The organism is Streptomyces sp. NPDC003247 (assembly GCF_042888135.1).
In the GTDB taxonomy this organism is placed as follows: domain Bacteria; phylum Actinomycetota; class Actinomycetes; order Streptomycetales; family Streptomycetaceae; genus Streptomyces.
This window is the reverse complement of the sequence record NZ_JBIAPF010000024.1, coordinates 24,103-49,678: the sequence shown is the minus strand read 5'-3', so window position 1 is coordinate 49,678 and position 25,576 is coordinate 24,103. Positions and strand designations below refer to the sequence as shown.

At 69.9% G+C, this 25,576-nt stretch carries 23 protein-coding genes and 1 pseudogene; 14 read left to right on the top strand and 10 right to left on the bottom strand.

Annotated elements, in window-relative coordinates; genetic code table 11:
• Positions 1-17 precede the first annotated feature (17 nt).
• From ACFYWQ_RS42430 to ACFYWQ_RS42415, 4 genes are read right to left on the bottom strand one after another with little or no spacing between them, the layout of a single operon-like run.
• On the bottom strand, positions 18-1,688 hold the full coding sequence (locus ACFYWQ_RS42430) for a dipeptide ABC transporter ATP-binding protein (RefSeq protein WP_389525865.1): 1,671 nt from the start codon (positions 1,686-1,688) through the stop codon (positions 18-20).
• Complete coding sequence (locus ACFYWQ_RS42425; protein ID WP_389525862.1) at positions 1,675-2,583, bottom strand: ABC transporter permease; 909 nt, start codon at positions 2,581-2,583, stop codon at positions 1,675-1,677. Before ACFYWQ_RS42425 ends, ACFYWQ_RS42430 begins: the two co-directional genes overlap by 14 nt.
• A 1-nt stretch (position 2,584) precedes the next feature.
• The gene (locus ACFYWQ_RS42420; protein ID WP_389525859.1) at positions 2,585-3,514 is read right to left on the bottom strand and encodes an ABC transporter permease; all 930 of its coding nucleotides are present in this window, start codon (positions 3,512-3,514) and stop codon (positions 2,585-2,587) included.
• A gap of 4 nt (positions 3,515-3,518) precedes the next feature.
• The gene (locus ACFYWQ_RS42415; RefSeq protein WP_389525856.1) at positions 3,519-5,141 is read right to left on the bottom strand and encodes an ABC transporter substrate-binding protein; all 1,623 of its coding nucleotides are present in this window, start codon (positions 5,139-5,141) and stop codon (positions 3,519-3,521) included.
• 201 nt (positions 5,142-5,342) lie between these two features.
• On the opposite strand from ACFYWQ_RS42415, the gene ACFYWQ_RS42410 reads away from it, so the two are divergent.
• The 4 genes from ACFYWQ_RS42410 (at position 5,343) to ACFYWQ_RS42395 (ending at position 8,579) form a co-directional block, all read left to right on the top strand.
• Positions 5,343-5,771, top strand: a complete 429-nt coding sequence (locus ACFYWQ_RS42410; RefSeq protein WP_389525853.1) for a transposase — start codon at positions 5,343-5,345, stop codon at positions 5,769-5,771.
• Between the two features lie 9 nt (positions 5,772-5,780).
• On the top strand, positions 5,781-6,215 hold the full coding sequence (locus ACFYWQ_RS42405) for an OsmC family protein (protein WP_389525850.1): 435 nt from the start codon (positions 5,781-5,783) through the stop codon (positions 6,213-6,215).
• Positions 6,212-7,090 (top strand): sulfurtransferase, encoded by an 879-nt coding sequence (locus ACFYWQ_RS42400; RefSeq protein WP_389525847.1) that lies wholly within the window; start codon positions 6,212-6,214, stop codon positions 7,088-7,090. Before ACFYWQ_RS42405 ends, ACFYWQ_RS42400 begins: the two co-directional genes overlap by 4 nt.
• A 451-nt stretch (positions 7,091-7,541) precedes the next feature.
• Positions 7,542-8,579, top strand: a complete 1,038-nt coding sequence (locus tag ACFYWQ_RS42395; protein WP_389525844.1) for an aldo/keto reductase — start codon at positions 7,542-7,544, stop codon at positions 8,577-8,579.
• Positions 8,580-8,934: 355 nt separating this feature from the next.
• Here ACFYWQ_RS42395 and ACFYWQ_RS42390 read toward each other — a convergent pair whose 3' ends face one another.
• Entirely contained in the window at positions 8,935-9,543 is a 609-nt protein-coding gene (locus ACFYWQ_RS42390; RefSeq protein ID WP_389525841.1) for a TetR/AcrR family transcriptional regulator, read from the bottom strand.
• 139 nt (positions 9,544-9,682) lie between these two features.
• Here ACFYWQ_RS42390 and ACFYWQ_RS42385 point away from each other — a divergent pair, with 139 nt between their 5' ends.
• From ACFYWQ_RS42385 to ACFYWQ_RS42375, 3 genes are all read left to right on the top strand, one after another.
• Positions 9,683-10,534: a hypothetical protein gene (locus ACFYWQ_RS42385; protein WP_389525838.1), complete on the top strand. Its 852-nt coding sequence runs from the start codon at positions 9,683-9,685 to the stop codon at positions 10,532-10,534.
• Positions 10,471-10,614, top strand: a complete 144-nt coding sequence (locus ACFYWQ_RS42380) for a hypothetical protein (RefSeq protein ID WP_389525836.1) — start codon at positions 10,471-10,473, stop codon at positions 10,612-10,614. Before ACFYWQ_RS42385 ends, ACFYWQ_RS42380 begins: the two co-directional genes overlap by 64 nt.
• A 62-nt stretch (positions 10,615-10,676) precedes the next feature.
• A complete protein-coding gene (locus ACFYWQ_RS42375; RefSeq protein ID WP_389525833.1) occupies positions 10,677-11,813 on the top strand; it encodes an FAD-dependent oxidoreductase in 1,137 nt (378 codons plus the stop codon).
• A 408-nt stretch (positions 11,814-12,221) separates the two neighbouring features.
• Here ACFYWQ_RS42375 and ACFYWQ_RS42370 read toward each other — a convergent pair whose 3' ends face one another.
• Together ACFYWQ_RS42370 and ACFYWQ_RS42365 are read right to left on the bottom strand one after the other, a co-directional pair.
• Positions 12,222-15,680: a hypothetical protein gene (locus ACFYWQ_RS42370; RefSeq protein ID WP_389525830.1), complete on the bottom strand. Its 3,459-nt coding sequence runs from the start codon at positions 15,678-15,680 to the stop codon at positions 12,222-12,224.
• Positions 15,677-16,138 (bottom strand): hypothetical protein, encoded by a 462-nt coding sequence (locus ACFYWQ_RS42365; protein WP_389525827.1) that lies wholly within the window; start codon positions 16,136-16,138, stop codon positions 15,677-15,679. Before ACFYWQ_RS42365 ends, ACFYWQ_RS42370 begins: the two co-directional genes overlap by 4 nt.
• Positions 16,139-17,000: 862 nt before the next feature.
• Between ACFYWQ_RS42365 and ACFYWQ_RS42360 the strand changes: the two genes are divergently transcribed.
• From ACFYWQ_RS42360 to ACFYWQ_RS42340, 5 genes are all read left to right on the top strand, one after another.
• Positions 17,001-17,234 carry a hypothetical protein gene (locus tag ACFYWQ_RS42360; RefSeq protein ID WP_389525824.1) on the top strand — a complete coding sequence of 78 codons (234 nt, stop codon included), beginning with the start codon at positions 17,001-17,003 and terminating at the stop codon, positions 17,232-17,234.
• Positions 17,235-17,731: 497 nt separating this feature from the next.
• Positions 17,732-17,881: a hypothetical protein gene (locus tag ACFYWQ_RS42355; RefSeq protein WP_389525821.1), complete on the top strand. Its 150-nt coding sequence runs from the start codon at positions 17,732-17,734 to the stop codon at positions 17,879-17,881.
• Positions 17,882-17,952: 71 nt separating this feature from the next.
• Positions 17,953-19,422: a radical SAM protein gene (locus tag ACFYWQ_RS42350; RefSeq protein ID WP_389525818.1), complete on the top strand. Its 1,470-nt coding sequence runs from the start codon at positions 17,953-17,955 to the stop codon at positions 19,420-19,422.
• Positions 19,415-20,173 carry a hypothetical protein gene (locus tag ACFYWQ_RS42345; RefSeq protein WP_389525815.1) on the top strand — a complete coding sequence of 253 codons (759 nt, stop codon included), beginning with the start codon at positions 19,415-19,417 and terminating at the stop codon, positions 20,171-20,173. Before ACFYWQ_RS42350 ends, ACFYWQ_RS42345 begins: the two co-directional genes overlap by 8 nt.
• On the top strand, positions 20,154-21,425 hold the full coding sequence (locus tag ACFYWQ_RS42340) for an MFS transporter (protein WP_389525813.1): 1,272 nt from the start codon (positions 20,154-20,156) through the stop codon (positions 21,423-21,425). The genes ACFYWQ_RS42345 and ACFYWQ_RS42340 overlap by 20 nt, the downstream gene beginning before the upstream one ends.
• A gap of 244 nt (positions 21,426-21,669) precedes the next feature.
• On the opposite strand, the gene ACFYWQ_RS42335 is transcribed toward ACFYWQ_RS42340, so the two are convergent.
• Entirely contained in the window at positions 21,670-22,338 is a 669-nt protein-coding gene (locus ACFYWQ_RS42335) for a hypothetical protein (protein WP_389525810.1), read from the bottom strand.
• A 257-nt stretch (positions 22,339-22,595) separates the two neighbouring features.
• On the opposite strand from ACFYWQ_RS42335, the gene ACFYWQ_RS42330 reads away from it, so the two are divergent.
• Together ACFYWQ_RS42330 and ACFYWQ_RS42325 are read left to right on the top strand one after the other, a co-directional pair.
• Entirely contained in the window at positions 22,596-22,904 is a 309-nt protein-coding gene (locus tag ACFYWQ_RS42330; RefSeq protein WP_389525808.1) for a hypothetical protein, read from the top strand.
• 32 nt (positions 22,905-22,936) lie between these two features.
• Positions 22,937-23,974: an amidohydrolase family protein gene (locus ACFYWQ_RS42325; protein WP_389525805.1), complete on the top strand. Its 1,038-nt coding sequence runs from the start codon at positions 22,937-22,939 to the stop codon at positions 23,972-23,974.
• 139 nt (positions 23,975-24,113) lie between these two features.
• Here the strand turns inward: ACFYWQ_RS42325 and ACFYWQ_RS42320 are convergent.
• Positions 24,114-24,860: pseudogene (locus ACFYWQ_RS42320) on the bottom strand (Tn3 family transposase); the annotation flags it as partial.
• 213 nt (positions 24,861-25,073) lie between these two features.
• A complete protein-coding gene (locus ACFYWQ_RS42315) occupies positions 25,074-25,319 on the bottom strand; it encodes a hypothetical protein (RefSeq protein ID WP_389525802.1) in 246 nt (81 codons plus the stop codon).
• Positions 25,320-25,576 lie beyond the last annotated feature (257 nt).

Below are 25,576 nucleotides of genomic sequence, written 5' to 3'. Positions count from 1 at the left end.
CCACTCGGGGTGGGCGTCTAGGAGGACAGCGCCGTGCGGGGTGCGGTGGCGCCGGGGATCGACGCGAGGAGTTCGCGGACGTAGTCGGTACGCGGGTCGGTGAGGATCTCGGCGGCGCTGCCGCGTTCGACGATGTGGCCGTGGCGGAGGACGGCGATGTCGTCGGCCACCTCGGCGATCACACCGAGGTCGTGCGAGATGAAGACGTATGTCAGGGACAGCTCTCGCTGGAGGCGGGTGAGCAGGTCGAGGATCTGTCGCTGCACGGTCACGTCGAGCGCTGAGACGGGTTCGTCGAGGACGACGACGTCGGGCCGTGGCGCGAGGGCGCGGGCGATGGCCACGCGCTGGCGCTGGCCGCCGGAGAGTTCGGCCGTGTACCGGTCGGCGAGGGCGGCGGGCAGGCCGGTCGCCTCCAGCAACTCGGCGACGCGCGCGGCGCGTTCGGCCGCGTTGCCCTGGTGGTGGCCCTTGAGGGGTTCGTCGAGGATCGCGCGGACGGTGGAGCGCGGGTTCAGGGAGGCGAAGGGGTCCTGGTAGACCATCTGCACGGTGCGGTACAGCTCGGCCTGTCCGGCGCCGCGCCGGTGGTGGACGACCGGCTGCCCGGCGATCTCGACCGTGCCGGTGTCGGCGGGGGTGAGGCCTGCCAGGATGCGGACGAGGGTCGTCTTGCCCGACCCGGACTCGCCGACGATGCCCAGGGTGGTGCCCTCGCGGACGTCGAACGTGGCGTCGGCGACAGCGGTGACGGAGTCCTCGCCGCGCCGGTTCCGGGACCGGAACGTCTTGCCGACCCTGTCGGCCTTCACGACCAGGGGTGCGTCGGCGGGGACCGTACGGGTGTACTCGCGCCGTGTCTCGGCGGCCCGGCGGCCGGAGAAGCCGAGTGAGGAGGAGCGCAGCAGTTCCTCCGTGTACGCGTCCCCGGGGTCACCGATGACGTCGGGGGTGCGTCCGGCGCGTACGACTCGGCCGTCCTTGACCACGGCGATGTCGTCGGCGCGCTCCGCGGCCACTCCCAGGTCGTGGGTGATGAGGAGGATGCCGAGGTCCTCGGTGCGCACCAGGCCGGTGAGCAGGTCGAGGATGGTCTTCTGCACGGTGACGTCGAGGGCTGTGGTGGGTTCGTCGGCGATGAGCAGCCGCGGCCGGGTGCTCATCGCGGCGGCGATCAGCACGCGCTGGCACATGCCGCCCGACAGCTCGTGCGGGTAGCGCCCGTACACGCGCAGCGGGTCGCGCAGTCCGACCTCGGCGAACAGGTCGAGGACGCGTGCGCGGCGTTCGGCGCGGGAGCCGATGCCGTGGGCGCGCAGGGGCTCCGCGGCCTGGACACCGACGGGCAGGAGCGGGTTGAGGCCGAGCAGGGCGTCCTGCGGGATGTAGCCGATCTCCTTGCCGCGCACCGAGCGGTACTGCCGCTCGGACAGCCCGGTGAGGGTCCGGTCGCCGAGGGTGACGGCGCCGCCGGTGACGCGACCGTTGCCGGCGAGCGTCCCGGTGACGACCCGGCCGAGGGTGGACTTGCCCGAGCCGGACTCGCCGACGACGGCGCGCACCGACCCGGCCGCCACGTCCAGGCTCACGCCTTGCAGGACGGGGGTGGCGGGTCGTCCCGGCAGGGTGAACTCCACGCTGACATCGCGGACTTGCAGCAGCGGGCCGTTGCGGTCAGGCGACGACACGGGTCCTCCCTCGGTTGAACGACCGGCCGATGCGGTACACGGCGAGCACGGTCAGGACGATGACCAGGCCGGGCAGCAGGCTCAGCCACCACTGGACGCCGATGAAGGTGCGCCCCTCGGCCACGAGCAGGCCCCACTCGGGGGTCGGCGGTGGTGCGCCGAGCCCGAGGAAGCTCAGCGCGGCCACGGTGAGGACGGCGGTGCCGATGTCCATGGTCGCCGCGGCGAGCACCGACCGGGACGCGTTCGGCACGACGTGCTTGAACAGCCGCCGCACATAGCCGTGTCCGGCGAACACGGACGCCTCGACGTAGGTGGCGTTGCCCACCTTGAGGACCTCGGAGCGCATCAGACGGGCGAAGCCGGCCGTGCTGTTGATGCCGATGGCGACGGCGATGTTGAGGGTGCCGCGTCCGAGCGCCGAGATGATCGCCAGCGACACGATGAGGCTGGGAACCGCCAGCATGATGTCGACGATCCGCATGACGACGTTGTCGGTCCGGCCGCGCAGGGCTCCCGCGACCAGCCCGATCAGGGAGCCGCTGACCAGGCCGATGGCGACGGCGATGACCGCTGCCTGGAGGGACAGCCGGGTGCCGTACACGGTGCGGGTGAACTCGTCGCGGCCGAAGTCGTCGGTGCCGAAGAAGTGGTCGCCGCCGGGCGGGAGGAGCATGGCGGAGGCGTCCTGGCGCAGCGGGTCCCCGGGGGTGAACAGGGCCGGGTGGATCGCGGCGAGCAGGATCACCGCCACCCACAGGTAGGCCACGAGCAGCCCGGGGGTGCGCGGCAGACCGGTCAGCGCGCGGAGGGGCGGGCGGAGGCGTCCGGAGGACGGACGGTCCGGTCGGGCGGGCCCGTCGGGCCGGTCCGGCTTCGCTTCGAGGAGCGTCATGTCATCCCTCCCATCGGATGCGCTTGTCGAGGAGTGGGTAGAGGGCGTCGACGACGAGGTTGACGACCACGAAGATGACGGCGCTGATGGTGACGGCGACGAGGACCAGGGGCATGTCCCGGCCGTCCACCGCGTCGACGACGAGCCGGCCCACGCCGAGCCGGGAGAACACGGTCTCGGTGAGCACCGTGCCGCCGACCATCACGCCGACGGTGGTGCCCAGCGAGGTGACGACGGGCAGCGCGGCGTTCTTCAGGGCGTGCCGGACGACGATGTCGAACCGGCTGAGCCCCCAGTTGCGGGCGGTCTCGATGTACGGGGAGGTGAGCGCGCCGCGCAGGTTGGCCGTCAGGAGCTGGGAGATGCTGCCGCCGCCGGCCACGGCCAGGGCGAGAGAGGCGACGAGCAGTCCGGAGAAGCTCGGGTCGCTGACCGCTTTGATCCAGTGGAGCTGGAAGGCGCACACCTGGAGCAGGAGCAGACCGACCAGGAAGGGCGGCAGCGACACCGCGATCGGCGGGAGGGTGATGAGCAGTTCCCGGGCCCAGGACCAGTTGACCAGCTCGATCACCACCGACAGCGTGACGCCGAGGACCACCGCGAGGAGCAGGCCGAGCAGGGCCAGCTTCAGTGTCTCGGGGAAGGACTCGAAGTACACGTCGACGGCGGGGCGCCGCTGGTAGATGCTCTCGCCGAAGTCGCCCCGCAGAGCGCCGGTGAGCGCGCCCCAGTACTGCACGTAGACGGGCCGGTCCAGGCCGAGCAGCTCGCGCTGCTCGGCGAGGAGTTGCCTCACATCGCCGCCGTCCGCGCCGGCGGTGAGACCGCCGGCCGCGTCACCGGGCACGATGTACAGGAGGAAGAACGCTCCGGTGAAGGCGCCCCACACCACGATCACGCCGTACAGGAGTCGGAGACCCAGTCGTGCCATCGGGCTACTTCTTCTCGAGCCAGGCGTTGATCAGGTACTGGTCCAGACCCACCGCCTCGATGTCATGGAGGCGGGGCGAGTATGCCCAGATGTCGACGTCGTTGGCGACGGGTATCTCGTAGGCCTGGTCCACGAGGATCTTGGAGGCCTGGTCGACGAGCTTCTGCCGCTGGTCCGGGTCGATGGTCTGGTTCTGCTCCTGGAGCAGCTTGTCGAGTTCGGCGCCGGTCTTGTCGCCGTCGGCGATGAAGCTGCGGTTGGAGCCGGTGGTCCTGCCGTAGTTGGCGCGCAGGACGTCGGGGTCGGGCGAGGAGGCGTACCAGTAGGCGATGTCGTACTCGCCGCTGAGCAGCTTCTCGTTGGCCTCGGCGGCCAGCGGCGGGTCGAGGACCAGTTCGACGCCGAGCTTCTTCCACTGGTCCTGGAGGACCTGCCAGCCCGCGTCGTCCTGCGGGACGCGCAGCGACAGGCGCCGGCCCTGGGCGTCGACCCGGATGCCGTCGGAACCGGTCTTGGTCCAACCGGCTTTCTCGAGCAGCGACTTGGCCTTCTGCGGGTCGTACTTCAGGAGCGAGCTCTGGTCGGAGTAGTACGGGTTGTCCTTGCTGAGCGGGCCGGTCGCGGGTTCGTCGACGCCACCGGAGTCGATCTTGACGAACTCCTCGCGGTCGACGCCGATCTGGAGTGCCTGGCGGACCCGGACGTCCTTGAGGAACTTGGAGGAGGTGTTGAGGGGCAGTTCGGTGCCGGTCGCGGGGTTGAGCGTCTTGGAGATGGTCAGGCCGGCGCTCTCGAACTGGGAGACGTACTTGGCGTTGACCCAGTAGACGAACTGGAGCTCGTCGTCGCCGATGACGGCGCCGTTGCGGACCGAGTCCTCAGGGATGATCTTGTAGACGACGGTGTCGAGGTAGGCCGCCCCCTGGTGGTCGAAGTACTCCGGCGCCCAGTCGTAGTCCTCGCGCTTCTTCAGCACGATGCGCTGGTTGGGCGTGTACTCGTCCAGGTAGTAGGGGCCGGAGCCGTCCAGCCAGTTCTGCCGCTTCTCCACCGGGAGCTTCGCCGTCTTCTCCGAGACGATCCCCACGTACGCCCGGGACAGCGAGGTGAGGAAGGAGGCGTTCGGTTCGGCGAACTCGACGGTGACCTTGTGCTCCGACGGCGTGGTGATCTTGCTGATGCCCTGCACGATGGTCTTGGCGCTGGAGTGGATGCCGGGCCGGTCCAGGCTCTCCAGGTTCGCCTTGACGACCTGCGCGGTGAGCTTGGTGCCGTCGTGGAAGGTGACGTCGTCGCGCAGGTCGAAGGTGTACGTCCGGGCGTCGTCGCTGACCGTCCAGTCGGTGGCCAGCCACGGCTCGACCTTCTTGGTGTCGGGGTTGTAGAAGACCAGCGAGTCGGCGAGCGACCGGGCGACGGTGCGCCACACCTGGTTGACGACAGCGGCGTCGACACCTCCCGGATCGGCGCTGAGTCCGATGTTCAGGGTGCCGCCGTAGCGTTCCTTCTCCGGTACGTCGGCCCCGGACCCGCCCTGCCCGGCGCTGCCCGTGCACGCGGCGGTGGCGAGGAGCGACAGAAGGGCGAAGACGGAGGCCGGCCGGCGCGTCGATCGCGATCTGGACACGGGGTGTCATTCCTCTCGTTCGGCTCAGAGTTGAGCGGGGAGCTGCCGCGCCGCCAGAGGTGTCGTGAGTGATAGCCACACTGGACAAGTGATACGACGTGATATCTGCTGGGTACGGGTCCCTCGTAGCCGATATGTTTGCACGAGGGCGCGATATGTAGCGTGTCAGTAATGTTGCAGTCTCCTGAACGGAGAACCGGCGTGGTGTTCGATAGGAAGTACAGTGACGAAGTCCGCCGCCTCGCGGTCGAACGTGTGTTGCAGAGACGGCGGGACGAGCCGGAGAACCGGTCGATCGTCCGGGAGGTCGCCGAGGAGTACGAGGTGGGCCCTCAGTCCCTGCGCAAGTGGCTGAACCGCTACGACGACGGCAGTTACGACTACGACGACGAATCCGACGATCACGCCCCCGAAGCCGTCGACTTCCCCGCGGCCGGCCGGTACCGAGGGGCGAACCGCACCGAACTCCTCGCGCGGATCAGCGAGTTGGAGCACCGCGTCGGGGTGCTCCAGGAGGACAACCGCTCACTGACCCGGGTGGTGGCGCTCCTCGCCGACCAACTGCGGGAGGCGACCACGGCCCACGTGCCCGCCACGGACCCGGCGGGAGAGCACAACGCACGGACCTAGACTCCAGAGGTGAGCGACAAAGTAACCGTGACCAGCAACCTCCACGGCCGGACCACCGACGTCCGCGGCCGGTACACCATCGCCGGACCCGGGTTCGAGCTCGTCTCGGACGGTTCGGTGCGCAGCGGAGGTCCGGGCGAGGAGGCGAGCTCCCTCGACCTGCTCGTCGCCTCCCTCGTCTCCTGCGCACTGAACGCGTTCCGCACCGACTTCGTGCGCAGCGGCCAGCCCGAGCGGCAGGTCGAGATCTTCGCGCGCATCGAGCGCAAGGTCGAGGGCGACTACCTGGGCACCCTCGTCATGGAGTGCTTCATCGACCAGGTCGACCATGTGACACCCGAACAGCTCGTCACCGAGTACAAGAAGCGGTGCCGTATCTACAACGCCCTCAAGGAGAGCCTCCCGGTGGTCTTCGTCCCCCACGCCTCAGGACCCCTGCCATGACCGGACTCATCGACGCGCACACGGCGTACGCCCGGCGCGACGGCCTCGTGTTCGTCGAAGTGGCGCCGTGGCGCGTCATGGCGGAGGGTCCGGACCCGGTCACCGGGAGCATCCCCGGTGCCGTCCGTACCTCCGTCCGCGCCGACTTCGCCGGCACCCCCACCGCCACCAGCGGGCACCTGCCGCTGCCCGCCCGGGACGCGGTGCACGCCGGGATGCGGGCGCACGGCGTGCTCCCGGACGACGACATCGTCGTCCACACCCGCCGCATCGAGGAGTTGTCGTCGGCGGCACGCGCGTGGTTCGTCCTGACCTGGGCGGGGTTCACCTCGGTGCGGGTCCTGGACGGCGGGCTGCCCGCCTGGGTCCGGGCGGGCGGCCCGACCGGAGCGCCCCGCGAACCGGGCCGGTCCGCGGCCGTGGTGGACGCGGTGAGCCCGCCACCCACCGGCGAGGGCGGACGACGAGTGCTCGACGCCTCGGACGTCCTGGACATCGCCCGCTACGGAACCCTCCTCGACTCCCGGCCCGCCCCCTCGTACAACGGCACCGAGGGCGAACCGAGAACCGGCCACGTCCCGCACGCCGTCCATGCCTTGTCCAGTGAACTCGTCGCACCCGACGGCCTGTTGCGGCCCGTTCCGGACCTGAGGAGATGGTTCCTGTCCCGCCGGGCGATCGGCGCCCATGAGGTCGGCGCGTACTGCGGCGGCGGTGTGTCCAGCGCCCTCCTCGTCTTCGTGGGCGCGCTGCTGGACCAGCAGGTGGGTCTGTACGTCGACTCGTGGTCGGCGTGGGGGCGGGATCCGTCACTGCCGGTGGAGCAGGGAGCACATCTCACGCGGTCCGGGGCAGTGGATGTGGACTGCGCGTGAGGGAGGACAGGGCCCCGCGGTGTCTGGCGCACGGCCGTCTGTCGGAGGCACTGGAGCCCGCCGTTCACTCACCGTCGACGCTGCACGCCGAAGGCGCCCGAGCCCGGGAACACCAGCGCGAGCACTGTGGCCCAGCTCCGGGTGCCGAGAACGCACTCCGGGCGGCCGAGCTGGTCTTCGATGTCAGCGGCGTCCGCCACCGACCAGCAGCTCCGCCAGGACCAGCACGGGCGCAACGCATCCACCGTGACGGACCACAACCCCCGGCGCTGGAAAGCGGCGTCATCGTCGCGCACCGCCTCACCCGTACGGCAGCCCCCGATGACCGGGCTGTTCTTGTCGACAGCGGCCGTACTCGCCTCGCCGCTCCCGCACGCACACGTACTCACCTGTAGACCTACGCTCGCACACATCCTCAACGCCCTTGCACGGCACGACGAACGGAACCTCCATGCCGACCCCCACCCCGCCGAAAACTCCTCATAGCGCGGCCACCGATCGCTACGAACGGCTCACCTTCCGTCGTGCGGGCGCCTCCGGTCTGCAACTGCCGGCCTTCTCCTTCGGTCTGTGGCAGAAGTTCGGCACCGACCACCCCTACGCCACCCGGCGCGACATCGTGCTGCGCGCCTTCGACCTCGGCATCACCCACTTCGACAACGCCAACCGCTACGGACCTCCGCACCGCGCGGCCGAGAAGTTCTTCGGCACGGTCCTGCGCCGGGACCTCGCCGCGTACCGGGACGAACTGATCCTTTCGACCAAGGCCGGCAACCCGATCGGTCCGAGCCCCTACCAGCGCGGTGCCTCCCGAAAGTCACTGCTCACCTCCCTCGACCACAGCCTGCGCGACCTCTGCACCGACCATGTCGACATCTTCTACAGCCACAGTCCCGACCCCGAGACCCCGCTGGAGGAGACGGTCGGCGCTCTGGTCTCCGCGGTGACGTCGGGCAAGGCCCTGTACGTGGGGCTGTCGAACTATCCGCCCGAGCAGGCCCACCGGGCGGCAGAACTCCTGCGGGCCGCCGGCGTGCCACTCCTGGTGCACCAGCCGCGCTACTCCCTCTTCGACCGCCGCCCGGAGCTCAACGGGCTCCTCGACCTGTCGGCACAAGACGGCTTCGGGCTCGTCGTGTACAGCCCGCTGGCCCAGGGACTGCTCACCGACAAATACCTGGGGGCCTCGATCCCGGCCGGGGCCCGCGCGCTGGACAGCGCCTTCCTGTCCCCCGATGCCATCGACGACACCTATCGCGAACGCGCCGGGGCCCTCAACCAGATCGCCCTCGGGCGCGGGCAGTCGCTCGCGCAGCTGGCACTCCAATGGGTGCTGCGGCGGCCTGAGGTAACCAGCGCACTGATAGGCGCCAGTTCGGTCGCCCAACTGGAACACAACACACGGGCACTGGAGTTCCCCGCCTTCACAGAGCCGGAACTGCTGCTGATCGACAAGCACGCCGTACACGGGACTGCTCTCAAGCTCTGACTCCCCGGACGACTACCGGCCGGACGAGAAGGACGACCTGGACCGCCTGGTAGCCCATCAGCAGGAGATTGAGGGCGGCTCCATGGACCACTATGGGGCGCAGGCAGGCGTCGTCCCCTGCCGGACCCTGCCGGACCCTGCCGGCGAAGAGCGCCTTCCGTGTGTGCACAGCTTGCTCCGCGCACCGCCGGCGAGGCTTCCCTTGTTCCACGCACTCCGGCAGTGCCTGATCAGCTGCTCCACCACCTGCATGGACGCATGAGCAAGGCCATGACCCCACGCCGACGAGGTAAGGAGGTCCGATCGCCGGTCAGCAGGGAGTTCGCGGAACGCGGTACCGCACCCGTGGGATGCGCTACGCCTTCGAGGTGATGTTCTGCCAGCCGCTGTCGAGCAGGTCGAAGGTGCGGCGGATCGCTTCGGCGCTGTTGGCGTGTCCGCGGACGGCGTGGGGCGCTTCGAGGGCGAAGTGGGCCAGGGCGGTACAGGCGGGGTCATCGGCGGGAAGGCCGCTTTCCTCGGCGATGACCGCCGCCAGGTCGGCCGTGTAATCCATCCACGCGGCCTGCTGGTATTCGAGCAGGGCCGGGGTGCTGTTGACCAGTGCGACGAAGGCTGCGACACCGGGCTCGTCATGAGGGCCGTGCAGGCGGTACTGCAGGGCGTGCTCGCGCAGGGCGGCCGGGATGGACCGGCCGTCGGGGCGTTCGCGTACGGCATCGAGCAGGCGGGTCCGCATCTCGTCCTGCCGGTCGAAGACGAGGGCTTCCTTGCCCGTGAAGTGCTTGAAGAGCGTGGTGGTGGACACGTCGGCCGCGTCCGCGATCTCGCGGATGCTGACGTCGTCGTAGCCGCGTTCCAGGAACAGGCGCAGGGCGGCATCGGCGATGGACTGGCGGGTGGCCGCCTTCTTGCGCTCGCGGCGCCCGACCGGCGCGGGAGCCGTCTCCCTCTCAGCGTGCATATCAGCAATCTACACCACTTGTGGCTCGATTCCAAAAGTTGAGTCGTTGCACTTATTGGCTCGCTGTGCTTTTCTGGATCTGTGGCCGCCTGAGTCTGGCCGCCCTTCCCCCTTCCTTGTCCGAAAGCAGTGATCAGCCATGTCCGCAACCGCCCCGATGCCCGCGGCCGGGCCACCGACGCCACCGACGCCACCGACGCCACCGAAGAACGTGCGCTGGGTGATGCTCGGCGTCATGCTCGCGATGCTGCTGTCCCTGCCGATCGGCCTGGTCACCCTGGTGCGGCTCGCGCTGGTGCTGCACGTACCCACACCACGCCTCAAGGTGGTGTTCGACTGGCCGGGCATCGCCCTGTTCACCGTCTCCATCAGCGCGCTGGTGCTGGCAGCGAGCTGGGCGGGCACCACCTACGCCTGGGGCTCCTGGCAGATCCTCGCCCCCGGCGCCGCAGCCGTCGTCGGCCTGGTGCTGTTCGCTCTCGTGGAGAAGCGGGCCGCCGAGCCGCTGCTGCCCATGACGATCCCGGTCCTGATCGTCTCGACCATCGCGGGCAAGGTCATCTCCGCCACCGGCCGCTACAAGATCTTCCCCGTCCTGGGCACCGGCTTCCTCGCCGCCGGCCTGGGCCTGCTGGCGACCATGGGCTCCGACACCTCGCTCCTGACCACCAGCCTCCACATGGTGCTCGTCGGCATCGGTCTCGGCTTCGCCATGCAGATGGCGGGCACCATCGCCCAGAACAGCGCCTCGCTGCGCGACATGGGCGCCGCCGGCAGCTCCATCAACCTCTTCCGCGCCCTGGGCGGCTCCCTCGGCGTCGCCGTCTTCGGCTCGATGGTCACCCGCGCCCTCCAGGGCCACACCCCGGCAGCGGCGACGCCTCCTTCCAGACCGTGGCCACCGGCACCCGCCACATCGTCCTCACCGTGGCCATCCTCTGCGCCCTCGCCGCCCTCACCGCCCTCACCGCCCTCACCGCGCTCTTCGTGATCGAAGTGCCGCTCAAGGCAGCCGGGCCGTGGCCCGCCCCCGACCCGGACGAGACCACCGCCACCGCCACGACCGCGTGACCCACACCCCTCAGCCGGCAAGCGCCCGGCGTCATGCCGGACCACAAGAACGGAGCACCATCATGTCCACCACGCCCAAGCCCCGCATCGCCATCATCGGCGCCGGCCCCGGCGGTCTGACCTGCGCGCGCATCCTCCAAGTGCACGGCATCGAGGCGGCCGTCTACGACTTCGCCTCCGGCCCCGACGACCGCAACCAGGGCGGCACCCTGGACCTGCACGAGGACAACGGGCAGATCGCCCTGAAGGAAGCCGGACTGATGGAGGAGTTCACCCGCCTCGCCCGCCCCGAGGGCCAGGAGATGCGGCAGTTCCACGCGGCCGACGCAACGATCCGCTTCCACCGGCGCCCCACCGAGGACCAGTTCTCCGCCCCCGAGATCGACCGCGGCCAGCTGCGCGACCTCCTGCTGAACTCGCTCGAACCCGGCACCGTCCGCTGGAACCACGCCCTGCGGAGCGTCGAAGGCCCCGCCGACGGCCCCCGCCGGCTCCACTTCGCCGACGGCACCGCCGTCGAAGCCGACCTCGTCATCGGCGCCGACGGCGCCTGGTCCAAGGTCCGCCCCGTCCTCTCCCCGGCCACCCCCGAGCACATCGGCATCAACTACCTCGAAGCCTGGTTCCACGACGTCGAGAACCAGCACCCCGAGATCGCCGAACTCGTCGGCCACGGCAGCGCCATGGCGGCCGACGGCGAGCGCTGCCTGTTCGCCCAGCGCAACAGCGGCGGCCACATCCGCGTCTACATCATCCAGGCCGTCCCGTCCGACTGGCTGGCCCAGGCCGGCCTGAACAGCCAGGACACCGACGGCATCCGCGCCCTGCTCCTGGACCGCTTCGGCGACTGGGCACCCAGCCTCCTCCGCTTGGTCACCGACAACGACGGCCCTTACATCGACCGCCCCCTCTACGCCCTGCCCGTCCCCCACACCTGGGAGTCCGACCCCACCGTCACCCTGCTCGGCGACGCCGCCCACCTCATGCCCCCGCTCGGCGTCGGAGTCAACCTCGCCATGCTCGACGCCGGCGAACTCGCCCTCGCCATCGCAGGCCACGACACCATCGCCGACGCCATCCGCGCGTACGAGAAGACCATGCTGCCCCGCTCCAACGAGATGCAGAAGATGCTCGACGGCGCCGCCACCGGCCTGCTGGACGACGAAACCTTCGACCCCGGCCATGTCGACGCCGGCTGACCACCCGCCTGCCTACGAACCACACCGTGTCGCGGGGGGGGGGCGCCGCCCCCCCGCCCCCCCCCCCCCCCCCCCCCCCCCGGGCGGGGGGGCCCCCCCCCCGCCCCCCCCCCCCCCCCGCGCGCCGGGCGCCCCCCCCCCCCCCCCACCACCCCCCCGGGGGGGGGGGGGGGCCCCGGCCCCGGCCCCCCCCCCCGCGACACAGCCGTCCCGATCAGGCTGATCCTGCGCTGTGAGCTCGCCCCGCGCTGATGGTGGAGAACACCCGGCTGCTCGGAGGAGCAGCCACTGCGCCCACAAATGTGTGACCGGCAGAACGATGCCGGCGGGCCGGTGTGCCTCACGGATTCCCGGGGGTTTCGGCCTCGGTGCTGGTGGGCTCGCGTATTCAACCGTCGCCAGTTCGCTCTACCGCCAGGGCGACCTGAACCGGTTCCTCCAGAGCCGGCGCATCGACTGGGCCACCGCGCCGTTGCGCGCCTTCGAGACGAGCATGCGGGCGCGGTGCAAGGCGCGGCGGTAGAGCCTGCGGGCCGTCCAGGCGAGCATGCCGGCGCGGTGCGAGGCGCTGAGGTAGAGGCTGCGCATCGGCCAGGCCGCCTCTCGTGCCAGGTCTGCCGCGCGGTCGCGGGCCCTCAAGGCGCGGAGGAAGAAGAAGTCGCCTATCGACTCGATCGCCTGTCGTCTCCGGGCTGCTGCGATCCTCCTCTTGAGTTCCTCGTACTCTGCCTCGCTTTCACGGTGGGTGGGCGCTATGGTGGCGGCCTCTTCCGTTCGGCCGGTGGCCCTCAGTTTGTCCGCGAGGCGGTGCCGGGCGATGGCGAGTTGCTCGCGGTGTTCGGCGGCGCCGTCCCGAGCGACGCAGCGCCGCCAGGTGTGGACCGATTCCCGGCCGAAGTCCACGGCTTCCTGCCACCGTCCCATGTGCCACAGCGCCTCGGACAGGATCTTCGCCGTGACTGCCAGGCCGAGTTCGTGGACGAGGAGGTCGTCCTGCGCGAGGCGGCGATAGGTCTCGGCGGTCCGCTCCAGCACACGCACAGCCTCGGGCCGGGCCATTTGATGGAAGATGTCGTCGTCCTCGTCCGGATCGAGGTCGCCCAGGATGACGGCGGTCATATGGACGAGCGCGTCGCCCAAGGCCTCGTAGAGGGGGCGCTCACCCTCGGACCAGACTGCCAGGGCCACTTCGTTGAGGCAGGCCAGGGCCTCCTCCCACCGGCCATTTCTCGCCAGGAAGAAGGTCGTCGCACCCAGCACCCCGTTGACATGGGACCGTCCGAAGCCGTCGTCCCCCGCGTGCGGGATCTCGTCCGACGTTTTGAGGAGGTGGATGATGGCGCGAAACACGGTGAGCAGGTCGTCCAGACGTGCGGACGGATCGATCGTGACAATGAGGACCTGCAGGACTTGCAGGAGCGCGGGCGCGCGACCGGAGGTGTCGCCATAGGCCAGGCGGCTCAGTGCCTGTACGGCCGTGTCCCGTCCTGTCGTCACCCCGGTGGCCCGCTCCTGCACCCACACGACGGTGACCGCACGGGTCATGACCTCGGCCCAGGGGTCCATGTCCTGGTTCGCCTGTGGTCCTCGGCCGCTGAGTTCCGCGGCCTCGCTGAGTGCGTCGATGGCTTCCTCGGCCCGCTCCAGCCTCAGCAGCACCGCCCCCTGGGCGGACAACATCTCGACCAGGTGCACCGTGTGCTTCTCCGGGTCTTCGCGGACCATCCGGCGGGCGATGCCGACCGCCTCGTCGGCCAGAGCCTCCGCCTGCTCGGGGTCTGCTCCGGCCAGGATAACGGCAGAGGCCGCGAGCACTGAGGACACGTCGAGGTCCTCGAACGCCAGGTGGCGGACGATGTCGACTGCCTCCAGCGCCGTGGTCACCGCCAGGTCGGACGGTCCCAGCCGCGGCACGAGGAAGGGGGCGTGGGCCAACGCCGTGACCAGGTCTTGCTGGTGCTCGGCGGGGTTCTCCGCTGTCAGCCGGCGGAGGATCTCGATGGCATCCCGGAACGCTCCCGCAGCCTGATCGAGCCGCGCTGCGTCGGGTACTTGGAGCTCGCGTAGGTCCCGCTCGAACCGCACCATGTCGGACACTTGGACATCGTGGGACTCTCCCCCGGGGAGTTGCAGGTCCGCGAGGGCCAGCGCCGCGGCCAGTTCGAACGATGACTTGGCGAAGAGGGCTTCGAAGGCATGTGGGTTCGAGGCGGCGAGCTCGCGATACAGCCGTACGGCTTCCGCCATTGCGGAGGCGGCCTTCCCAGCCCGGCCCGCCCGGTCGAGCCGCTGCCCCAACACGCGATTGATCCGGGCGCGTTCGGCTGGATCCGCAGTTGCCGAAAGGCGGCGCGGGGCGAGGCGTTCGGCGAGGTCGGCCGCGGCCGCGGCGAGCTCGCCGCTTGCGCCGATCTCCTCCGGCAGGCGCGCGTCGAGGGTTTCCAACGTGGTGAGCAGGTGGGGCCAGCGGTGGCTGGCGGCGGTGAGGAAGGCGAGGGCCCGGGGAGCATAGGGCGGCAGGCCGACGTCGCTGTCCTGGTGGGGCCAGCGGTAGCTGGCGGCGAAGGCCCGGGGAGCATAGGGCGACGGGCCGCCGCCGCTGTCCTGGCCGTCACTGTGTTCACCGCTGGACTCGGCCGCGGGCAGCAGGAGTTCGGGGATGCCGGCGGTCCAGGGATCGGCGGCGTGGTGGGGAAGGTGGTGGCCCGGCAGGGAGAGTGCCAGGAAGTCCTCGGCGAGGCGGTCGGGGTAGAGGGGTTCCAGGACGGTGCCGGCGGCACCGGGTGGGTAGCAGTACGCGTGGTCGGTGAGCAGGCGGTCCACGTCGGCACCGAGTCCGGCCGTCGTGAGCGCCCCCTTCGCATCCCGGTAGGGGAGCGGTCCGGTGAGTGCAGCGACGAAGGCGGTACGGGAGATCTCCGTCGTGGTGCTGCCGAGCGCCCCGGTCTGGTGCAGCGTGTGCCAGTGGCGGCGTTCCCGGTCCAGCAGGTAGGCGGTCAGGCCGGTCATGTCCGGCCCGGTGGCCGCGGTGGCCGCGGTGACCGCATGGACGTGGCGGTCCACGGCCACCAGGGCGGCCATGTGCACGGTCAGGGTCAGCCCGAAGTCGGGTCCGCTCAGTTCGTCGGGCGGTTCGATCGCGTACGCGGGCACCCCGTAGAGGGCGGCGAAGGCATCGCGCGCGGCGAGGAACATGCCGAGGCGCTCGCTGTCGCCGATCCGGCGGCCGGTATCGGCCAGTGGCGGCAAGGCACACGTCGAGGCGTCGGCCTGGAGGTCGGCGAGAGAGGCTCGTACGGCGGGCCAGGGGTCGCGGCTGCGAGCCAGCAGCAGCACTCGTGCCTGGTCGGTGGCCCGATGCAGGAACGTGTTGCTCAGCAGCCACGTCAGGTGGGCCGCCGGCCACCGGTCGGCGTAGTCGACGACCAGGAGTACGCCGGCGCGGGTGTCGGTGCGCAGGTCCTGGCTCCCGGGTGGCGGGTGGGTGACGCCGAGGCCACGCGCGGCCGTTGCCACGGTCCAACCGGCGGCCTCCGACTCCTGCGCGAACTGCGCGGCCAGTCGGCTCTTGCCCTGGCCGCCCGGCGCGTGCAGCCACTGGACCGCCAGCCGTGGACCGTGATCGCGCCACCGGCGCAGGTCAGCCAGTTCGTTCTCACGCCCGCTGAAGTCGACGACCGCGAACCGCGCGTTCAGCATGCGGCTGGGCAGGTCCAGTAGCCAGGACGGATTCGGCCGGGCCTCGGGGAGCCATCGCTGAAGGACGTACAGCGGCACGCCGTCGCCGAAGACGTGGATGTCCGCGCCGATACAGCCGTAGGCGAAGCCGTTGACCGCATGAACGGTCTGCTGCTGGGCGGAACTCAACGCCCGGCGCCGGCGGGCGGCGTGTCCCGGTCGTGGTGGACGATGACCTTGCTGCCTGGCCCCTGTGCCCCGACGGCGAACCCGCCGTCACGCGCCTCGACGCGCGTGATCCACTGCTGCTGGACCGGCGGAAGCTGCTGCCGGATCGCCTCCACGAGCGTTCGCAGATCGGCCTCTGCATCGGGATGCTCGCGCATCAGGTCCTCGACATCCTCCCGCCAGCGGACGATCTGCGCCTGCCGCACCACGGCCGGGTCAACGGCATCCGCGCTCCGCGCCGCGCTGCGCTCCAGCCGCACCTCGACACCAGCACCGGACTCCGGCCCCGACTCGCCACCACCGGCTTTCCGGAAAATCCTTGCGACCCCGGCCTTCGTGGCCTCCCAGGCTCTGGTCGCCATCGCCGCGACGATCGTCGTCGCCGCGGTCATCGCCAGCGCCGCTTCCGGACTTGGCATCGACTCCCCCGTTCTGACATGAGTTGGCGCACGCCGCCTTGGTGACGAAATGGCACTTACTCCCGTGCCCGCGGGCCCCGACAGCACGCAACAGGCTCATGCGGAACGTCGCAAAATGGGCCGCCGCAGAGGAGCGCGCACATACTCTCCCTGCGCTGTGCAGACGCGGGACAGGGCGCATCGTCACCACTGAGACCTGTCGTGGCGAGCACGAAACGGATAAGCCCAGATCGGCCGCGCATACCAACCCCCCGGGAAGCGCGAAAAGTGGCACGATGATATCCGGCATCAACCGCGCCCTTCAAAGGATCCGGAACCTCGGCCCGGACGGGACGATACCGCCGTGGGGTAATCCAGGAGCTGCCGCCGCGTCGGACGCATCCCTGACTGCTCACCGCGATGCCAGGCAACGTTCACGGGGAGCAGGTCGTCCCCGCCTCGTGTGCGGCCTACCAGTCCCGGGGCCGGTGTCACCCAGAACCTGCCCCGGTAGCGGCCCGGACAGGCTTCTCGTTCAACGGGCATCCGGCCCGGTGCTCGGTGATCCAGCGGGCAGCGAGGAGTCCGGAGACGGCGGTGAGGACTGGGGCGGCGATGACGGTGGCGTTCAGGCCGAGCCAGTCGGCGAGCACACCGGCCACGCGCGCTCCGACGGCGTACCCGATGTCGCGCCAGAACCGGTAGGTCCCCGGGGCGTTGGCCCGCCACGCAGCGCGCCGAACCCGTCCCGCGCCGGACCGCCTCCGGAACGATCTCGCAGCCGCCGCCCATGGCGTAGCCGTTGACGGCGGCGATGACGGGCTTGGTCATGTTCCGGCAGGAGGTCAGGCCGGCGAAGCCGTTCTTGGGTACCCACATCGGCTTGCCCGAGGCAGTGTGCCCGACCCTCGACACCACCGCCGACCACGTCCAGAACTTCGCCGAGATGACGAACGCCCGAACCGGCCACCAACTCCCCGACTGGCTCGGCAAGGCCCACGCCACCGACGTTCCCGAGCTGGTGTCGTTCGTGAATGGGATCAGGATGTTGAAGCGGCAGATGTTCGGCCGGGCCGGGCTCGACCTCCTGCGCAAGCGCGTCCTCCTGGCGGGGTGACTTGAGCCGGTGCCGGTACGGACGGTGACTGTTCATCAGCTCAGGACCAAAAAGTGAGCCAGAACCCAAATTCAGCCGTTGCCGACATACGCGGCCACTCCGGACTGCGGCACCAACCCGTGAGGGGCGGCTGGCTATCGGGCGGCCCCTCCGCTGTGGCGTACGGCCGCCTGTACACGTGACCTTGCACCTGCCTGGACAGATGCCCCCTACAACTTTCCGCACGGCTGATGTTTCCGATATTTTTACATGGCGAGAATCATCGCCCGCCCCACGGCGGGCCATGGGGGGCTAGATCGGGCGATTACAGCGCCAAGTCGGGCACATGGAATCGGAAATTCCGTATCGGGTGGCCGATTATCGACGGTCGAAATAATGAGACTTCGAAAAGGGCACTGTTTCGTTCAACCGGTCGCGAGGTAATGTCCCTGAAGCCTCGGGGGAAGATCTTAATCTCGAGGCACGTTTATGCGCCGTAACCGAATTGAGGAGGCGTCATGTCCGCGAACGTCATCGACCAGACCGTGGAGCAGGACACGGAGAGTGCCGTCGAGCTCCCCGAGATCGTCGGCAGCCAGCTCGTATTCGACCACAGCGTGCAGGCCACGCCGAAGGTGTGCCCGTCCGCCACCGCGCGAGCGGTCTGACCGGCTGCCGCTGATCACATCTGTGAGGGGTCCGCTTGCGGGCCCCTCACCGCACTCGGAGGACAGGACCCATGGGATCGATATCGTCCGGAACACCCCTCCCGTTGGCCTCTACCTCGCGTGAGGCTCAATGGCGCCCGTTCAGCAACCCGAAGAACATCGTCCGTATCGAGCGCCGGGCCGAGGGTGTCGCGGTCTTCGTCGTCGACCCCTGGACACAGCGGTGGGCCATCCTCGGCCAGGGTGCTGAGTCCGTGCTCGCGCTTGCCGACGGGAGCCGGTCTCGTCAGGAGATCGTCGCCGAAGTCGCCGCCGTCGCCCACAGTGAACACCTGCGGGACCCGCGCGTGGTGAACGCGCTGATCGACGAACTGCGCGCCGCCGGCCTGCTGTTCGTCTCCCGGACCCACCACCTCAGCCAGGGGTTGCCCGTAGTGCTGGAGACCGAACCCCAGGGCCTGCACCTGGAGATCACCAATGCCTGCAACCTGAGCTGTGTGCACTGCTACGTCTCGTCCGGGGAAAAGCTCCCCGACGAACTGTCCGACGCCGAACTGCGCGCCGTGGTCGACCAGTTGCCGCCCTTCTCCGGCAAGCTCATCGCCATCACCGGCGGCGAGGCCGCAGTCCGCCGAGGCGCCCTCGACCTCGTCGAGTACTGCGCCGTGGAACGCGGCCACAACGTGGACCTGTACACCAACGCGTACAAGTTCCCGCGGAAGTTCGCCGAGCGGGTCGTCGCCATCAACGAGATCGGCGCGGCGCGGGTCAACCTCCAGGTCAGTCTTGAGGGGGCGACGCCGGAGACCAACGACGTGATCCGCGGCAAGGGCGTCTTCGAGCAGGTCCTGAAGACCCTTGCGATGTTCAAGGAACTGGGGCTCAACCGCCGCACCCAGCTGTTCATCTGCATCACCAGGAACAACATCCATGAGCTGGACGCGATGATCGAGATCGCGGAGCGATTCGACCTGGCGAAGCTCGTGTTCTCCCAGTGGGAGGCGCAGGGCAACGCCGCCGACACTCCGTGGGAGTCCATCGCGCCCACCCTGGAGGAGTGGACGTCAGCGGGACAGAAACTGCTGGCCTACGACAACCCGCGCCTTCAGCTCCGCGGGAACTTCTACGGAGACCTCAACAACGGCCGCGACGGGCGCTACACGCTGGAACGCAGTCTCTTCCCGAAGCAGATCTTCGCCTACAACGCCTTCCCGCGAGTTTCACCGGACGGCCTCATCTTCGCCGACCAGCTCTGGGTCGACGCCGAGTGGTCCCTCGGCAACGTCCGTGACATGACCTTGGAAGAGGCCTTTCGAAGCGAAAGGTTCCGGCAGCACATCAAGGAATTCCGGGCCCGCGCCGAGAACATCGCCGAATGCCGCTCCTGCGAATGGGTCGAGCTATGCGGCGGAGGCCACCCCGGTCACACGCTTTCTGAATACGGCCACATCGATCACAAGGATGCGTTCTGCGACACCCGGAAGTACTGGTTCGAGCGGTACGTCGACACGCATGTGGAAAGGGTGCTCAACCATGCCTGAATCCCGTCCGGCTGACGCACAGGACTGGGGCGTCACTTTTCCCGGCGTCGTCGACGGATGGCTCTTCTCGGACGTGGACGGCCCGCTGCCCCCGGTGGCGATCCTTCCGCTGGAGAACCCCGACCTGTACGACCGCACCGGCTGGGCGAAACGCGTGGACGTCGTACGGGACCACCGGTCGGTCTCCATCGCCCGCCACCGCGGCCACGAGTTCGCCGTCCTCACCGCCAAACTCGGCGCGCCCGCGGCCGCGATGGCCGTCCAGGCTGCGGCGGCGCGAGGCGTGCGCATCCTGATCGGTGTCGGCTACTGCGGGGCCGTCGCCGACTCCCTGTCCTGCGGTGACCTGCTGGTCCCCACCGGCGCGGTGGCGGCCGACGGAACGAGCGCGGCCTACTGCGCCGAGCGTTACCCGGCCGTCGCCGACCACCAGCTCGTCAGGGCTCTCCACGACACCGCCCCCGGCACCCTGCACGACGGCCTGGTTCTCTCCCTGGACGCGGTATTCACCCAGGACTCCGCGCTCGTCGACCGATGCCGGGTGCTGCGGGTGTCCGGCATCGACATGGAAACCTCCGCCGTACTCACCGCGGCCCGGCTCAACGACGTACGTGCGGCGACGGTTCTCGTCGCAAGCGACCACCCCGGTCTCGGCGTGCCCACCGACGGGGCGCTGCTCAGCGCCGGCAGCGACCGGGCCCTGGAGCTGGTCCTGGGGGCGGTGACCAGCCATGTGGCGGAACTGGACTGAACTGGACGGTCCGGCCCGCCGGTTCATTGTTGCCTCCGCCGCCTCCTTCGCCGGCGACGGCATGCGCTACGCCGCCCTGCCGCTACTGGCCGCCCGGCACGGTGCCGGGCCGGTCGGACTCGGCGTGCTGCTCGGCTTCGCGACGCTGCCCTTCCTGGTCCTCGGCGTCTTCGGTGGCGTGCTCGCCGACCGCGTGCGCCGCCGCAGCCTCCTCATCGCCTGTGACGCACTGCGTCTCGTCATCATGGGCGGGTTCGTCCTGGCCCTCGTCGCCGACCAGGTACCGCTGCCCCTGATGTACGCCCTGGCCTTCCTCATGGGTCTGCTGGAGTCGGTGGCCACCTCGGCGACCTTCGCCTTCCTGCCCGTCCTGGTGGCGGAGAAAGATCTCGAACGCGCCAACGGGATGTCCTCCACGGCGCTGCTCCTGGGCCGCCAGTTCGTCGGCCCGCTCGTGGGCGCCGCCCTGCTGGAAGCGCACCAGACACTGCCGTTCGCCCTGGACACGGTCTCCTTCCTGCTCTCCATGGTGCTGCTCATGTCCATCGCACGCGACGTGGAGCAGGAGCCGGGGCGCAACCCCACGGGCAACGGCCCGCGCGCCGTGTTCGCGGACGTCCGTGCCAGCGCCCGCTGGATGCGAGCCACCCCCCACGTGCTGGTCATCGCGGTGTCCGCCGCCGTGATCAACCTCTTCAACAGCGGGGCCCTGGCGGTCCAGCCGGACTTCGCCGAGCGGGTTCTGGGCGGGAACTCGATGGTGTACGCGCTGATGATGGCCAGTGCTGCACTCGGCGGCGTCCTCGGCGCGCAGGCCGCGGCGCCCCTCGCCACCCGGTTCACCAGCCCCGCCCTGGTGTGCCTGGCGCTGCTCTGCATCGGTGCGGGCTACCTTGTCGTCGCCGCGTCCGACCTGCAGATGGTCGCTTTCGCAGGGTTGGCCCTCACCGGCGCCGGATTCTCGTTCTGGGGCGTGGCCACCACCTCGTGGAGGCAGCGCCTGACCCCCGACGGCCTGAGGGGACGTGCGGACGCTCTCCACAGGATGATCTCCTGGGGTGTGCTGCCGGTCGGGAGTGTCCTCGGCGGCCTGCTGGCAGCACGCTGGGGCAGCTCGCTGCCGTTCCTCCTCGTCGGCTGCGCGCCCCTGCTGCTGCTCCCGTTGTACCTCTGGCGCAAGGACAGCCCCGAGGTTCTCCCCATGCCGTCGGACGAGGGAACCGCGAAGGCCGCCGGGACGCCGGCCGGCTGACGGAGCACGGGATCCTCCCGATCCGTCGCCCTCGAAGCCGGCGACGGCTGCCTCCGTAGTCGGGCACGCCGTGCCGCGCAGGGCGATCGCGGTGGACGGCAAGTGCCTGCGCGGTGCAAGACGCCCTGACGACAGCCGGGTTTTCGTGCTTCGGGGTGCCGGTGAGAACGCTGTGCCGAGTAGCCGGAGGGTGAGAATCCCTCCGGCTACTCGGCACACGGTTCTCACCGGCACCCCAAGAAGGTCATCGCGACCATGCCGGACCCGGTGGCGGCCAGGGGCCCGGACCTAGCGGGTTCCACAGGCGGGTGTGCCCGGCCGGGTCGTGGTGGGGGGCTCCGAGCCGGCAGAGCTGGACGGTGCCGCCGCGGTGGGCGATCGGCGGGGTGAAGGGGTGGCCGAAGGCCTCCAGTCCTCCGAGCTGGGTGTAGGTGTCAACGAACCGCGGATCGAGCGGCGGCCGCGGGGCGTGTGCTGTGGCGGAGGCCAGGCGTTGCGCGGTCTGATCGAGGCCGGCGTCCGCGAGCACTCCGGCGACCTGGGCGAGCACGGTCTCCGGGGTGGCGCCGTCGGTGTTGATGACCGTCGGCGGGGTGGGGCAGAGCGAGGGCGCGATGTCGGTGCAGAAGTGGTGCAGCCGTTCCGGGAGTCCTTCGTCGAACCACTGCTTCCCGCGCGGGAGTTCGGCGACGTTGCCGCGGCGGGTCAGGCTCCGGCCGGGGCTGACCAGGAGGATCGCGGTGAGGACCGTCTCCGGAAGCTCGGGGGCGACGCGGCGGGCGTAGAAGTCGCGGGCCGTGCGGTACGGCAGGCAGTCTTCCTCGCGGGTGGCGTAGCAGTAGGCGAGGGCTCCGAGGTGGTTGCGGTCGGAGATGAGCGGGCGGGTGTCGGGGGCGCAGGCGAGGCGCCGCATGACGCGGGTCCCGCTTCCGGCGGCACCGTGACGCCCCACGCACACCCGGCACGAAGGGCGTTGGACGGCATGGCGCAGACGAGTTTCGAGAGGACTTTTGCGGACGGCGACCTGCGGAGACGCGATCGCTCCGGGGACTCTCGCAGAACTCTCACAGCGCCGAGGACGAATCGGGGGGTGTGGTACTTCGCGGCGGCGGTCTCCCCGCCGCGGGTGCGGCAGGCGGAGCCGGCGGGCGCGTCACATTTCGGGCGATCGTGATGTTCTACCGTCACATTGATGAGAATCACCGTGCGCAACGGCCGCCACCTCGGCCGCAGTCCGGCGGCGTCGGCGACCGCCAGGGTGGTGACCGCGTCGCGGCCGCCGCGCTCCAGCAGGTCTATCGCGGCGTCGACGACCCGGCGGCGCGTCTGTTCACGCGCCGTGGCGCCGGGCTCCGCAACACGCCGCGCAAAGGTCGGCTCGACGGGCACGGACCAGCGATAGCGCTTTCGCGACAACAACAACGCTATCAGTGTTACCGACAACACGCTTCCATCGATGCTATCGTTGATAACGTTTAAGTATTTCCATTGATAACATGGGGAGGACCGTCATGCCCGACCGTTTACGAATCATCGGAGTGGAAGAGACCGTCGTGGTACCGGCTGTCTACAAGGCGTACGAGCGGATGGGATCGCCGCAGATCCCCGCGCGCGGCTTCGGGGACAGTCCGGTCGCAAAGAATCTGCACGAGGTCGGTGAGCAGCGGCTGGCACACATGGACGATCAGGGCATCGACGTCGCCGTGCTGTCGCTGTCGTCTCCGGGCGTGCAGGACCTGCCGAAGGTCGACGCCGTCGCGGTGGCCCGCGAGGCCAACGACCAGCTCGCCGAGATCGTCGCCTCCCGGCCCGACCGCTTCCAGGCGTTCGCCGCGATCCCCACCCAGTCACCGGCCGCGGCCGCGGCGGAGCTGGAGCGCGCGGTGATCGAGCTGGGCTTCCCAGGCGCCATGCTCTACGGCCGCACCGGGGACAAGCTGGCCGACCACCGGGACAACGACGAGCTGTACGCGATGGCCGAGAGGCTGGGAGTGCCGCTGCACTTCCACCCGCAGACGCCGGTCCAGCCCGTCATCGACGCCTACTACTCCGACCTTCCGGCCCCCATGGGCCCGGTGCTGGCCGGAGCCGGCCTCGGCTGGTACTACGACCTCGGCGTCCAGTACCTGCGCATGATCTTCTCGGGGGTCTTCGACCGGTTCCCCGACCTGCAGGTGATCGCCGGACACTGGGGCGAGGTCGTGTTGTTCTACCTCGACCACACCGGCTTCTTCGGCGAAGCAGGCCGCCTGCGCCAGCCCCTCGCCGACTACTTCAAGCAGAACTTCTGGGTCGCGGGCAGCGGCACCAACAGCCCCCGCTACCTGCGCTGGACCGCGGAAGTGATGGGCACCGACCGGATGCTGTACTCCACCGACTACCCCTTCACCTACGGCTTCCGCCCCGGCGGCTTCCCCTACGTCGACACCAGCAACGGCGAAGCCCGCTCCTTCCTGGAGAACTCGCCCTTCACCGACGGGCAGAAGGCCGACATCGGCCACCGCAACTGGGAACGCCTCACCGCCTGCGCCAAGCGCCCGTCCGCCTGAAGCGCTACCCACATGGGCCGGCCGGAATTTGCCACCACGCCCTCCGGCCGGCCCCGCCGTCGATCCCCGGCACCCGCCGAAGCGAACGTGCCACAGCACCCTTCCTCACTCCCAGCCGAGTTCTTCCCGGCCCGCCACCTCACCCCGGACAACGATCCGCCCCCGGCATCAAACGCCAAGAAGGTGTCCACTCCTCGTCGTCCTCATCGAGTCCGAGCCCGGCCGCGTCCGGGTCGCGCAGCGGGCGCAGGGCGCCGGCGGCCGGGACGCCGGCGGTGAAGCTCTAGCGGCCGAGCACGTTGAGGTTGCGGTGCTTGAGCGAGGAGAGTCGGGCAACGTCCTCGTCCCGGATCTCATGGCCCTCGGCGCGGAGCCGGCCGACGGCGGCGTCGATGTACTTCGTCGTCCACGGCACGATCGAGTCGAGGACCAGGCCGAGCGCACCGAGCTGATCCTCCGTCCCGTCGCGGTACGCCTGGTGGATGGTGCCGCGCTTGCCGTGGCACACTTCGCGGGCCGGCTTGCGGCAGGGCTCCTGCACGGTGAGCTGCCGGTTCATCCGCCGTCGGCAGGTGTCGTCGACCGGGTCGACCATCCGCATCAGGTGCTCGGTCCTGGCGATTCGCCCGCACTCCGCGAACGCCTGCCCCAGCGGCGTGGGGTGGCCCTCGCGGCCGAACATCCGCAGCAGGCCGTAGGCGCGGACCTGGTGGGTGACCAGGGAGCCCGCGACCCGGAGCATGTCCGGCCACCTCGTCTCGATCTTCTTCAGGTTCACCCGGTTGCGTGCGAGCGGCTCCAGCACCCCGTACGTCCCCGTCTCCACGCCGGGCATGGTCGCCCGCCAGAACCGCTGATCGTCCAGGTCCTTGGAGCGGGGGCTCCATCACTGCGAAGTGACGCAAGTGCCATGCTCGAACAGCACCCACGACTTGCGAGGGTCGGCGAGAAGCCGCTGCCAGACGTCTATCCGTATCCCGGTGTTCACGCCGGTCATCATGCCGCAGAGCACCGACACAGGGTGACGATCGGCTGACGGCTACGGCGAATACGCGACTCCTGAACATGCGGGCCTACCAGTCCCAAGGCCGTGTGCCGCTCACTCCTCGGCGTCGTCCTCGTCCTCGACCTCAGCCGGGTCATGCAGGGGCCGAAGAACCCCGCCGACCGGACCGGAGGTCCGGAAGCTGTAGCGACCCGGGACGTTGAGATTGGCGTGCTTGAGCGGCGAGGCCCAGGTGACGACCTTGTCCAGCGCCCGGTGCTCGCGCTGGTCGGAGGGCAGGGCGCGCAGTTGCTCGACGGCGGCGTCCAGGCGGCGGGGGGGTTCACAGCACCGCGGCATTGAGGTTCGGGGAGGAGTATGAGGGTGAACGGGGGAAGTCCTTCGGCCAGGCGCGGGAGGGTGGCCGCTTCCTCATCCTGGTGCTGGCAGTCGTCGGCAGCGCGAGCGCAGGAGTTGTCACCGGCAGAGCCGGATGAGCTGGCGAATCGGAGCGGCCGAAGCAGCCTGGCCCGTCACCACCGAGGTATTCGGCCCGGCCGGCAGTGTCACCTGATGGGGTCAAGTTGACCGGGCGGGGCCGGTGTCCCGTGCTGACC